This is a genomic window from Cylindrospermopsis raciborskii Cr2010 (assembly GCF_003367075.2).
In the GTDB taxonomy this organism is placed as follows: domain Bacteria; phylum Cyanobacteriota; class Cyanobacteriia; order Cyanobacteriales; family Nostocaceae; genus Raphidiopsis; species Raphidiopsis raciborskii.
Window position 1 is genome coordinate 3,130,578 of sequence record NZ_CP065936.1, and the last position, 12,575, is coordinate 3,143,152.

Here is a 12,575-nt window from a genome sequence, read left to right on the forward strand (position 1 = left end):
GATAAACGGTGCCCTGGAAGTGGGTAAGGCTATACAATTATGAGTGATAGTATTAAGAATTGTAAATTAAATGTCCAGTTCATCTCTAAACATCAAGCAGTCTCGTGTTATTGTTGTTGGTGGGGGAATAGGTGGCCTTACCGCAGCAGCTCTATTAGCACGTAGAGGTTATCAGGTTTTAATTGTGGATCAAGCTTTGGTTCCTGGTGGTTGTGCTTCAACTTTTAAACGTCAGGGATTTATTTTTGATGTGGGTGCAACTCAGGTTGCAGGTCTGGAACCCGGAGGAATTCATTACCGGATTTTTCAGGAACTAGATATAGATCTACCCCCAGCTACACCCTGCGATCCCGCTTGTGCGGTTTTTCTTCCAGGAGAAACAACTCCAATCAATGTGTGGCGCGATCCGCAAAAATGGCAACAGGAACGTCAACAGCAATTCCCTGGAAGTGAACCCTTTTGGCAATTATTAGCTACTTTATTCCGTGCTAGCTGGGAATTTCAGGGAAGAGACCCTATTTTACCACCGGGTAATTTGTGGGATCTCTTACAGTTGATTAAAGCTGTGACTCCCAGCACCTTTATTACTGCTCCGTTTACTTTTATGAATGTGGGTGATGCTCTCAGATTATATGGTTTAGACCATGATATAAGACTGAGAACGTTCTTAGACTTACAACTTAAATTATATTCCCAGGTTAGCGCCCAAGAAACAGCTCTCCTTTACGCTGCTACCGCTTTAAGTATATCCCAACTTCCTCAAGGACTATATCATTTACAAGGTAGTATGCAAGTGCTGAGCGATCGCCTGGTGAAATCTTTAGAAAAAAATGGCGGTCAATTACTAATGCGTCATACGGTAGAAGGGATTAATGTGGAGGATGGCAAAGCTCAAGGTGTAACAATCCGCAATCAAAGGACTGGACAAGTATTTACAGAGACAGCAGATCACGTGATTGCTAATGTCACAGTGCAGAATCTCATGGAACTACTGGGAGAAAAAGTCCCCTCTGGATACAAGACAAGAATTGAAAAACTCCCCCCTGCTTCCGGTGCATTTGTGGTATATTTGGGGGTGGAACAAAGTGCTATCCCCCAAAATTGTCCACCCCACTTACAATTTATGTATGATATTAATGGACCAGTAGGAGAAAACAACTCCTTATTTGTTTCTGTCAGTCATGAGGGGGATGGTCGGGCACCTGCGGGAAAAGCAACAATTATAGCTTCATCCTTTGTGGATTTCGCTCCCTGGTGGAATAGTGACAATTATCCACAATTAAAGGCAAAATTTACTCAAGAGGCTATTTCTCGACTCGCTGAATATTTTGATTTGAACCCAGAAACAATTATTCTCGTCGAAGCTGCTACACCTAAAACCTTTGCTGACTACACAGCTAGACACAAAGGAATCGTGGGTGGTATTGGTCAAAGAATTTCTACTTTTGGCCCTTTTGGTTTTGCCAATCGTACACCCGTTAGGAACTTGTGGTTAGTTGGTGATTCTACCCATCCAGGGGAAGGTACTGCTGGGGTGAGTTACTCAGCTCTCACAGTAGTTAGACAAATTGATGACCTACAAAGAAGGTTGTCCCGGTGATAGCAGTGGGGTTGTGGGCACTACTTCTGGAACCAGTTGTTCTTTCCAAGTTCTAATTTGTAGTTGGGCATCCGCATAAGCAGAACTACTACGAGGGACTAATCTGGCAGTTTCAATACTCCTGACCAGGTCAACTTGACTTTGGGAACGAGCAATCTCTAATATTTGCTCACCCCACCGATCAATGGCAACGTTGATATCCATGCGTAAAACATTACGCCGAGAAACCCGATTGGCTAACCGTATGGCCTGGGACAGGGCGTCCGCTGTGCCTATACTAGCCAGTTCTCGCGCTTTTCTCCAATTTTCTCTGGCACGTATTTGCTCTTGCCATGTATCAATTACTGCCTGTGCTTCTCCTGCTAATGCTCTCCCGGATATGGCAATTTTTCTCGCCTCCTGTACAGCACTATTCAAGTCCCCACTTTCGGCTAACACTATAGCCCTATCTAAATAGGGTTGGTCTTCAATACGCTGAATGCTGGCATTCCAGGAGCGGATTCTCCTTCGTGCTTTTGAGTATAGGGCTCGACCTGAAGAAATCTGACTGGCTTCGGCGATCGCATTTTGTAAAGAGTTAATATCTCCGGCATTAGCAATTTGTTCTGCTCGGTCTAAATAAGGTTTGTCTTGAATGGTTTCTATTTGGTCATTCCAACGATTAATTTGGGTTTGAGCTTCTTGGGCGCGAGGGTTTTGAGATGGAACTTGTTGGGCTTGAGATATGGCAGATCTTAAATCCTCAATGGTACCCCCACTAGCTAGATCCCGAGCTTGTTCTAACTTAGTTATATCCTCAATTTCTAATTGCCAAAGAGAAATAAGTTCTTGAGCTCGACCATATATCCCCCGGGAAGGATCTAGTTGTTGGGCTTGAGAAATGGCATTCTCCAAGCCTAAAATGGTTCCTAACCAGGCATTTCGTTGGGCCTCTCCCAAATCTATAAAATCATCAATTTCCGACTGTAAGGAGGGAATAGGAGGGATTTTTCCGGCAATTTCCAAACCCCGATCTGCATCTCTTCTCTCCATTTGAGCTTGTGCTAGTTTCAGAATTTTTCGCCCAAATTGAGGAACTAATTCCTGAGCCTTCTTGTACAAGAAGCTTTCTGGTTTAACCGATTTTACTAACTTAATAGCTGCTAAAATATCATTAACAGAATTACGATCAGCTAATGAATCAGCTTTATCTAGTTTGTCACCATCTTCCCGCGCAGTTACAATAATTTGATTTAACTGGTCGTATTTCGTGGTCGACCAGAATCTATTATTAATGCGCAGTAATTTGGATGATAGCATAAAAGCTGATTGCCAACGCCTGTTTTCTAGTTCTCCAATGGAGGATTGGTAGATTTCCTCAGCGGTTGACCAGGTAGATTGCCATTTGAGAATTTTCTCCTCCACAAACTGACGATCTTCCAAATTTTCTGGAATTTGTTTAGCAGTAGCTATTGCTTCCTCCAAATTTCCTACTTGGAAGCTCTTCTCCGCCAAATTTATAATGTCCCGCGACCACTCCTGCAATAGATCATTAATTTGTCCTCGCAAAGGATGATCTTGTGGTAAATCCTTCACTAGGGCTATAGCTTGTAATAAGTCACTAACCGTCTGCTTGGAAGCAGCCAGGGTAGCACAGTGGACACGCATAGAAGCACTGGCTAAAGGCCAGAATATTCTAGGACAGTTGGGAGCGGAGGGTAGTTTAAGTAAGATTGATACTGATATAATACCCATGCTGCTGGGAATAAACGCTAGGACGAAAAACCACCATATCCAGCTTTTCTTCCACATTGCTAATTCCCATATCTTACCGGATAAAACAAAGTCAACAGGTCTATACCAATTGTTTTCTTTACCTTTTTCGTGTAAGCCATTGTTATTTTGTTGCTGCATTAATGAGCCAAAACTGCGATCGCTATCCTGAATAGCGTTCCCACCGGATGATTGATTGACCTGGACTTCTGAATCTGGGGACAATCTTGGATTTTGCTCTGGTTTTGTGGTCTCAACCGGAGAAAAACCTCCTGAAATATCCTGATCTGTCATCTCTCACACCACACTAAATTGATTAACAGTCCATTCTGACAAATTTATCCTATCAACTCCAGAAGGTAGTGCAGGTGCGGTCCACTCTATAGACTGACACCCACTCCGATCTGTAAAACCTATCCAAAAATATATACCTCAGGGAATATGCTTAATTTTAGTATTATTTTACCATATTAGAATAATTTAACCTTTAACATTTTGTAAATCCACAATTAGTTGGGCCAGATTATCACTGCTTGCTTGATAAACACTACCACAAAAATCGCAGGTAGCTTCAGCTCCGTTGTCCTTGAGAATCATATCTTGTAATTCGGACTCTCCCAACATTTTTAACGCTCCTAGCACGCGCTCAAAGGAACAACCACAATGAAAGTGTAGAAGTTGAGTTTCAGGAAAAATTGTCAGTTCCATATCCCCCAATAAATCCTCAAAAATGTCGGTTAAGCTTTTACCTGCTTGTAATAATGGTGTAAATCCAGATAATGTGGACACTCTCGATTCCAGTGTTTCCACGAGAGCTTCGTCTCTGGCAACTTTTGGCAGAACTTGAATTAAAATTCCTCCAGCTGCAGTTACACCACCCGAACCAACAAACACACCTAATACTAAAGCGGAAGGGGTTTGCTCAGAGTTAACTAGGTAATGGGTGACATCATCCCCAATTTCTCCGGACACCAGTTCTACCGTACTAGAATAGGGATAGCCATAACCAATATCTTTAACTACATACAAATACCCTTTTCCTACAGCACCTCCCACGTCCAGTTTACCCTTGCTGTTGGGTGGTAGTTCTATGGATGGGTTGCCCACATAACCCCTGACTGTACCATCTAGTCCAGCATCTACTAATATACCCCCTAATGGTCCATCTCCCTTCACCCGCAGGTTAATTCTCGCACCAGAGCGTTTCATCCCTGAAGCCATTAACAAACCTGCTGACATAGTTCTTCCCAGAGCTGCTGTGGCTACATAGGAAAGTTTATGGCGCACTCTTGCCTCTTCGGCTAACTTTGTGGTGATTACACCCACCGCTCGAATGCCACCATTTGCTGCTGTGGCCCGCATTAGTTTGTCCGCCATAAACACCTTTACTATTCACAAAAAACTGCTCAGTGTGACCACTTGGCTTTAAACACCGGAGAAAATTCTCTCCTATAATCATTATATAGTTAGTGCTGACTCTCCTCTAAAAATTGGGCTACAAGCTGTCGATTCTGGTATAATCCTAGCCACCCACAAGATTCCCAAATGCTCATTTTTAGGTCCATACCGTTTTTACTAAAACTATAAAATAACAACTATTATGTTAGGAACTTTTCAACAAAGCCAATTGCGCATAGAAATAGAAGCATCCTCCCAAGCTATTCATGATAGTCTTGTGTTTCCTTCACAATTACGTGAATGGCTACCATTTGCAGGCCTTCCCCCATCCATGCCAGAAAAATTGACCCCCGGTTTTGATTTCACTACTTCTATAGGATACGTAACTACATATCATCATGTGGATGTTTTGAAGGTTAATTGTTTGCGCCTACTTCTTAGTGGCGCTATTGATGGTTTTCATGAGTGGTATTGGGGAGAAGGTTGGCTACAGTCCCGACTAGAGGGTGTGTCACTCTTACCCTTGAATTTGGGTCAAACTCTCAGTTTGTTGAGACTACGTCATTTTTTGACCCTTCCCTAGTTACCTGTGTAACTTAACTACCAATACGGAACAATGCGCTTCTTCCATTACTTGTGTACTGACGGAGCGCAAAACGATTTTTTTCATGCCTGTCAATCCACGGTTCCCAATCACCACTAGATCGGCTTTATAAATATTTGCTAGTCTGATTATTTCATCCGCAGGATCCCCTGATACTAGTTCTAGTTGGCTTTTTACCGCCAATTTTTCTTGGTAGGTTTGCAATTGCTTTTCTACCTGAAAATAAGACAATTTGGGTGAGTCTGGATGAGGACGATCAGCTGGCAATTCCGTGGCATCCGATGATGGAAATACGTGACAAAGAATCACCTGCGCATTCTGGGAAAGCATAAGACTCCCTAATGTCTCTATCACTCTTTCCGCAATTTCGGAATCATCTAAAGCCACTAAAATAGTATTTAACACCGCTTTTACTTCCTTAACTCAAAATCACCCTAGTTTTTTTAGTTTACTCTGTTCCACCTCATTTCTAATTAATCCTGATGAAGGAATTCCCCCGCAGTTGTAATCTGGGGGAATATGGTCAGGAATGAGAAAGTCTATTTATGCTTCTAGCTATCAGCATCAAATCTTATACGTACTGAATCCGCATGAGAAGGTAAACCCTCCGCCCTAGCCAAGGTGGTAATGGCACTGGCTACTTTGTCAAGTGCACCTCGGGAGTATTGTATAATACTTGAGTGTTTGAGGAAGGTTTCTACACCTAAAGCGGAGGCATAACGAGCAGCACCGGATGTAGGTAGGGTATGATTGGGACCGGCTAAATAGTCACCTACCGCCTCTGGTGTAGAATCGCCCAAAAAAATCGCCCCCGCATGACGGATATGCTGAATTAGTGACCAAGGGTCTTTTACCTCCAATTCCAAATGTTCCGGGGCAAATATATTAGAAAATTCCGCCGCTGCTTCCAAAGATTCCACAATTACGACCAGTCCATAATGGGCGATCGCCTTTTCTGTGTCTATCCTTCTGGGATGATCTACTAATTGTCTATCTACCTCTAACTGAACCTTTTTGGCTAAACCAGTGTCCGTAGTCAATAAAATTGCCGCTGCCATAGGATCATGTTCCGCTTGAGCTAACATATCTGCCGCCAGATGTTTGGGATTAGCAGTTTCATCGGCAATAATTAACACCTCACTCGGCCCAGCTAAGGAGTCAATACCCACAGTCCCATATACTAGTTTTTTGGCTAAGGTGACATAAATATTACCAGGACCTGTAATTACATCTACCTTGGGAATGGTTTCTGTACCGTATGCTAGAGCTGCGATCGCCTGGGATCCCCCAATGCGATAAATCTCGCCTATTCCAGCTTCTTGAGCAGCTACCAATACCGCCGGATTAATTACTTTATCAGGACCTGGTGGCGTGACCATGACTATCCGAGGTACACCTGCTACTTTAGCCGGTATGGCATTCATTAATACTGTACTAGGATAGCAGGCCCGACCACCGGGAATATATAGACCCGCCCTATCTACGGGTGTATAGCGTTTACCTAGAACCACTTCATCTTCCCCAAAGTGCACCCAGGTTTTTGGTACTCTCTGACGATGAAAAGCTTCTATTCGTTCACAGGCCAGCCTAATTGATGCCAACAAATCCTTCGATATTTGTTGGTAAGCCACGTCCATCTCAGAACCTTTTACCCTCAATTCCCCCGGTTCCAAGGTTTGGTGATCAAACTCGGCTGTGTAGTGGAGTACGGCTTTGTCGCCTTGGTTTTTTACAGACAACAAAACTTCTCGTACTGTTGCTTCTTTGTTAAACACCTGTTCGTCCTGGGTACGTTCGCAGATGCGTTGTAGTTCGGATACAACGTGTGCCTGCTGAGTGATAATTCGCAGCATGGAGTAGTAAGGACAGTGCCAAAATTAGAGTTTTTTCCCTTGTGATCATTAGTTTGGCTTTTTATTCTTTCGGATAAACAGCTACCACTAATTTTCTTCTCTAGCTTAACCTGCTTTTTTTTAATCCCACCAGTATTTTGACCTATCATTTATCGCTGTAAAAGCTTTAAAAACAGTTTGGTGATCTTATACTCCCTAACCAGTCCGTGATATACTGGAGTAGTTTGGGGAGTAGCTTGGCAGTATTAGCGGTATTAATCATGAGTTTTTTATTTCTAGACCCTATTATAACCTATTTTTTTTGCCGAACTTTCTCCATCTTTACCAACTCTTGACCGGACTTTACAAAAATTTTGTTAAAAATTGTAAAATTTTTCCTAAAATTTTTCTGTGGAATTGCAGCACTTGCAAATTTCGTGCTATCCTAGTATTTCTAGTAGTGTGTGTACATATTAATTGATAGTTTTTTTGGGAACTGACCGTGGCAAACACAAAATCAGCACTTAAACGCGCCCAAATCGCGGAGCGTAACCAACTGCACAACAAAGCATACAAATCAGCAGTAAAGACGCTGATGAAGAAGTACTTTGCTGCAGTGGAGGCCTATGCTTCCAACCCTACGAGCGAGTCTAAACAGTTGGTGGATGAGAGGATGTCACAAGCCTACAGCAAAATTGACAAAGCTGTTAAAAGGGGAGTGTTGCATCCAAACAGTGGGGCTAGAAAAAAATCTAGATTAGCACGGAAGCTCAAACCATTGACCCAACCAGTTTAGGAGTCAGAATAGTCACTAATTTGTAATTCGTAATTCGTAATGGGAATAAAGCTAAGATAAGTCGTTAAATCAAAAAAACCGGTTGATTTTGGTTTAGTGACTACTTGAACCTGGTTATGGATTATGGATTAGCAAATTATGGCAAATCAGGAGTTGTTGTCACTGGTAACTGAAAAATGCAATTAATAGATAGCCACGTACATCTGAACTTTGAAACTTTTAAGCCAGATTTAGAGGCAGTGAGACACCGTTGGCAAGAAGCAGGGGTAGCGCACCTAGTGCATTCCTGTGTTCATCCAGGGGAATTTGCCAGCATTTGGTCTATAGCTAAACAGTTCCCGGAGGTGAGCTTTGCCATTGGGTTACATCCTTTGGATGCTGATAGATGGGAAGAACACACAGGAGCTGAAATAAGAAATTTAGTCCACCTATCTAACCAGTCAAATGCTCCTGTTATAGCAATTGGGGAAATGGGACTAGATTTTTATAAAGCCAGCAACCGTGAGCAACAACATAAGGTATTTGAAGCCCAACTGGCGATCGCCACGGAATTAGATTTACCGGTAATAGTCCATTGTCGGGAAGCTGCTGTAGAAGCGAGAGAGGTGCTAGAAAAATGGCGAGAAAGGGAAGGAGACAGGGTGCGGGGTGTGATGCATTGTTGGGGAGGAACACCGGAGGAAACCCAATGGTTTTTAGATCTGGGTTTTTACATTAGCTTTAGTGGTACAGTTACCTTTAAGAATGCGAAAGCTATACAATCCTCAGCAGCGATGGTAGGTAAAGATAGAATTTTGATTGAAACTGACTGTCCATTTTTGTCACCCACGCCCAAGAGAGGAGAGAAGCGTAACGAGCCAGCCTATGTAGGCTATGTAGCAGCGCAGTTAGCAGAAATCCGAGGAGAAACCGTAGAATCCATAGCTGACCAAACAACTGCCAATGCTTGTAGACTGTTTGGGATTAGACTGGAGGAAACAAAAATTCAGCCAAATCCATCCTGATACCGAGAATAACCTGGCGGATCCTTGATTTTTGGTGTCTTAAGAACGAGTGTAGATGAGGTCTGGATAAATAGTATGAACAGAGAATTAATGAGCAAAATGTACGTAATGAGTAGATTACCCACCACTCGTCAACAGTTAGCAGGAGCAAGGTTTCCAAGTTTATCTAATTTTATTTTTTTATTGGGCTAAAAGCGGCGTTCTCAGAACAAGTTTAACCAGGTTGATAAAGGTAGAGGCATGAACAACGAAAACTATATGGAACCATCCTTTCTATTACCAGATCTAATTGAAATTCAGCGTTCTAGCTTTCGCTGGTTTTTAGAAGAGGGTTTAATAGAAGAGCTGAACTCATTTAGTCCTATTACGGACTATACGGGGAAATTAGAACTCCATTTTTTAGGACATAACTATAAGCTAAAAGAACCAAAATATAGCGTAGAAGAGTCAAAAAGAAGAGATAGCACATACGGTGTACAAATGTATGTGCCCACGAGATTGCTTAATAAAGAAACAGGTGATATTAAAGAACAGGAAGTATTTATAGGTGATCTACCGTTAATGACGGATAGAGGAACCTTTATTATTAACGGAGCCGAGCGAGTAATAGTCAATCAAATTGTGCGATCGCCCGGAGTATATTACAAATCAGAGATTGATAAAAACGGGAGAAGAACATATTCTGCCAGTCTAATTCCCAACCGGGGGGCATGGCTAAAATTTGAGACAGACCGTAATGATTTAGTGTGGGTAAGAATAGATAAAACCCGCAAATTGTCAATTCAGGTACTACTTAAAGCATTAGGACTATTAGATAACGAAATTTTGGATGCTTTAAGGCATCCAGAATACTTTCAAAAAACCATTGAAAAAGAGGGACAATTCTCCGAAGAGGAGGCCCTTCTGGAGCTATACAGGAAGCTGAGACCTGGGGAACCACCCACGGTAATGGGGGGACAACAGCTATTAGAATCACGCTTTTTCGATCCCAAACGTTACGACCTAGGTAGGGTAGGTAGATATAAACTCAACAAGAAACTGCGCCTTTCCGTTCCTGACACCACTAGGGTTCTCACCCCAGGGGATATCCTATCTGCTGTGGACTATCTCATCAACCTAGAATATGACATTGGTAGCATTGATGACATTGACCATTTAGGAAATCGCCGAGTTAGAAGCGTTGGTGAGCTGCTTCAGAACCAAGTAAGAGTTGGTTTGAATCGTTTAGAGAGGATCATTAGAGAAAGAATGACCGTCTCCGATGCCGAAGTTTTAACACCAGCATCACTAGTCAACCCCAAACCCCTAGTAGCAGCCATAAAAGAGTTTTTTGGTTCTAGCCAGCTAAGTCAATTCATGGATCAAACCAACCCCTTAGCGGAACTAACCCATAAACGACGCTTGAGTGCTTTAGGTCCTGGTGGACTAACCAGAGAGAGAGCTGGTTTTGCCGTGCGAGACATTCATCCCAGCCACTACGGACGCATTTGTCCTATTGAAACGCCAGAAGGTCCAAATGCGGGGTTAATTGGTTCCCTAGCTACCCATGCTCGTGTTAACCAGTATGGATTTTTAGAAACACCTTTCAGACCCGTAGAAAACGGAAGAGTTTGCTACGAAAAACCTGCTGTTTACATGACAGCAGATGAGGAAGACGACCTGCGAGTTGCACCTGGTGACATTCCGGTGGATGACAACGGACAAATACTAGGAATCCAAGTACCCGTTCGTTATCGCCAGGAATTTTCCACCACTACTCCCGAACAGGTAGACTACGTAGCTGTGTCACCAGTACAAATCGTCTCAGTAGCCACCAGCATGATTCCCTTTTTGGAGCATGATGATGCCAACCGAGCCTTAATGGGTTCTAACATGCAAAGGCAAGCAGTACCCTTATTGAAACCCGAGCGTCCCCTAGTGGGAACTGGACTGGAGGCCCAAGGTGCCAGAGACTCAGGTATGGTAATTGTTTCTCGTACTGATGGAGATGTGGTATATGTAGATGCGACCGAGATTCGTGTTCGGGTCAAAGAAAAGGCCGCTCTTACCAACCGTGAAAGCGAAAGTATTCCCCATAAACCCCAAGAAATTAAATACGTTCTCTCCAAATATCAACGTTCTAACCAGGACACCTGTCTCAATCAAAAACCCCTAGTGCGGATTGGGGAAAAAGTCATAGCAGGTCAGGTATTAGCAGATGGTTCATCCACAGAAGGGGGAGAATTAGCATTAGGGCAAAATGTTATTGTTGCCTATATGCCTTGGGAAGGGTATAACTACGAAGACGCAATTTTAATTTCTGAAAGACTGGTTCAAGAAGACGTTTACACCTCAATACACATTGAAAAATTTGAAATAGAAGCAAGACAAACCAAACTAGGTCCTGAAGAGATTACCAGAGAAATACCCAACGTTGGGGAAGACGCCCTTAGACAATTAGACGAACAGGGGATAATCAGAGTAGGGGCGTGGGTAGAATCAGGAGACATTCTAGTGGGGAAAGTGACCCCTAAAGGAGAATCAGACCAACCACCAGAAGAAAAACTACTCAGGGCGATTTTCGGAGAGAAAGCTCGCGACGTGAGGGATAACTCCCTGCGGGTTCCCAATGGGGAAAAAGGAAGAATAGTGGATGTGCGACTATTCACTAGAGAGCAGGGAGATGAACTTCCACCGGGAGCCAATATGGTAGTGCGGGTGTATGTAGCCCAGAAACGTAAAATCCAGGTTGGTGACAAAATGGCTGGGAGACATGGAAATAAAGGCATCATTTCCCGAATTTTGCCCCTAGAAGACATGCCATACCTTCCTGATGGCACCCCAGTAGATATAGTCCTTAACCCCCTAGGTGTACCTAGTCGAATGAACGTAGGACAGGTGTTTGAATGCTTATTGGGTTGGGCGGGTCACAACCTGGGAGTACGCTTTAAAATTACCCCCTTTGATGAAATGTACGGGGAAGAATCTTCCCGACGTATAGTTCACGGCAAATTATGGGAAGCTAGGGAAGAAACCAGTAAGGATTGGGTATATAATCCCGAAAACCCCGGCAAAATCATGGTTTATGATGGACGCACGGGCGAACCCTTTGATCGTGCAGTCACAGTGGGGATAGCCTATATGCTCAAACTTGTCCATTTAGTTGATGATAAAATTCACGCTCGCTCCACAGGTCCTTATTCCTTAGTCACCCAGCAACCCTTGGGTGGTAAAGCACAACAAGGAGGTCAAAGATTTGGAGAGATGGAAGTGTGGGCACTAGAGGCATTTGGTGCTGCTTACACATTACAGGAACTGCTAACTGTGAAATCAGATGATATGCAGGGACGTAATGAAGCATTGAATGCCATTGTTAAAGGAAAAGCTATTCCTCGTCCTGGCACTCCTGAGTCCTTCAAAGTGTTAATGAGAGAATTACAATCTTTAGGATTGGATATTGCGGTACATAAAGTAGAAACCCAAACTGATGGTAGTTCCCTAGATGTAGAAGTGGACTTGATGGCCGATCAAGTATCTCGTCGCACTCCTCCCCGTCCAACATACGAATCCTTTTCCCGTGATTCCCTGGATGAGGACGAGTAATTAATCA

9 protein-coding genes are annotated in these 12,575 nt (G+C 43.2%); 5 read left to right on the forward strand and 4 right to left on the reverse strand.

Annotated features, from left to right (window positions below; translation table 11 throughout):
• Positions 1-70 precede the first annotated feature (70 nt).
• Positions 71-1,600: a C-3',4' desaturase CrtD gene (crtD, locus tag C6N34_RS14345; RefSeq protein WP_115539029.1), complete on the forward strand. Its 1,530-nt coding sequence runs from the start codon at positions 71-73 to the stop codon at positions 1,598-1,600.
• Here the strand turns inward: crtD and C6N34_RS14350 are convergent.
• Entirely contained in the window at positions 1,577-3,646 is a 2,070-nt protein-coding gene (locus tag C6N34_RS14350) for an AAA family ATPase (protein ID WP_115539028.1), read from the reverse strand. The genes crtD and C6N34_RS14350 overlap by 24 nt on opposite strands.
• 186 nt (positions 3,647-3,832) lie before the next feature.
• A complete protein-coding gene (hslO, locus tag C6N34_RS14355) occupies positions 3,833-4,729 on the reverse strand; it encodes an Hsp33 family molecular chaperone HslO (protein WP_006277454.1) in 897 nt (298 codons plus the stop codon).
• Positions 4,730-4,952: 223 nt separating this feature from the next.
• Here hslO and C6N34_RS14360 point away from each other — a divergent pair, with 223 nt between their 5' ends.
• The gene (locus tag C6N34_RS14360; protein WP_057177198.1) at positions 4,953-5,333 is read left to right on the forward strand and encodes a hypothetical protein; all 381 of its coding nucleotides are present in this window, start codon (positions 4,953-4,955) and stop codon (positions 5,331-5,333) included.
• Here the strand turns inward: C6N34_RS14360 and C6N34_RS14365 are convergent, their stop codons facing one another.
• On the reverse strand, positions 5,334-5,759 hold the full coding sequence (locus C6N34_RS14365; protein WP_006277456.1) for a universal stress protein: 426 nt from the start codon (positions 5,757-5,759) through the stop codon (positions 5,334-5,336).
• Between the two features lie 146 nt (positions 5,760-5,905).
• Positions 5,906-7,207 (reverse strand): histidinol dehydrogenase, encoded by a 1,302-nt coding sequence (hisD, locus tag C6N34_RS14370; RefSeq protein WP_057177197.1) that lies wholly within the window; start codon positions 7,205-7,207, stop codon positions 5,906-5,908.
• 481 nt (positions 7,208-7,688) lie between these two features.
• Here hisD and rpsT point away from each other — a divergent pair, with 481 nt between their 5' ends.
• The 3 genes from rpsT to rpoB all read left to right on the forward strand — a co-directional run bounded on the left by rpsT (position 7,689) and on the right by rpoB (position 12,568).
• Positions 7,689-7,982: a 30S ribosomal protein S20 gene (rpsT, locus tag C6N34_RS14375; protein ID WP_006277458.1), complete on the forward strand. Its 294-nt coding sequence runs from the start codon at positions 7,689-7,691 to the stop codon at positions 7,980-7,982.
• A gap of 176 nt (positions 7,983-8,158) precedes the next feature.
• A complete protein-coding gene (locus C6N34_RS14380; protein WP_006277459.1) occupies positions 8,159-8,986 on the forward strand; it encodes a TatD family hydrolase in 828 nt (275 codons plus the stop codon).
• A gap of 240 nt (positions 8,987-9,226) precedes the next feature.
• Positions 9,227-12,568, forward strand: a complete 3,342-nt coding sequence (gene rpoB, locus C6N34_RS14385) for a DNA-directed RNA polymerase subunit beta (RefSeq protein ID WP_006277461.1) — start codon at positions 9,227-9,229, stop codon at positions 12,566-12,568.
• The last annotated feature ends 7 nt before the right edge of the window (positions 12,569-12,575 follow it).

Coding starts and splice junctions, on each gene's coding strand:
- hslO (WP_006277454.1), bottom strand. CDS start 4,729: ATGGCGGACAAACTAATGCGGGCCACAGCAGCAAATGGTGGCATTCGA.
- C6N34_RS14380 (WP_006277459.1), top strand. CDS start 8,159: ATGCAATTAATAGATAGCCACGTACATCTGAACTTTGAAACTTTTAAG.
- rpoB (WP_006277461.1), top strand. CDS start 9,227: ATGAACAACGAAAACTATATGGAACCATCCTTTCTATTACCAGATCTA.
- hisD (WP_057177197.1), bottom strand. CDS start 7,207: ATGCTGCGAATTATCACTCAGCAGGCACACGTTGTATCCGAACTACAA.
- crtD (WP_115539029.1), top strand. CDS start 71: ATGTCCAGTTCATCTCTAAACATCAAGCAGTCTCGTGTTATTGTTGTT.
- C6N34_RS14350 (WP_115539028.1), bottom strand. CDS start 3,646: ATGACAGATCAGGATATTTCAGGAGGTTTTTCTCCGGTTGAGACCACA.
- C6N34_RS14360 (WP_057177198.1), top strand. CDS start 4,953: ATGTTAGGAACTTTTCAACAAAGCCAATTGCGCATAGAAATAGAAGCA.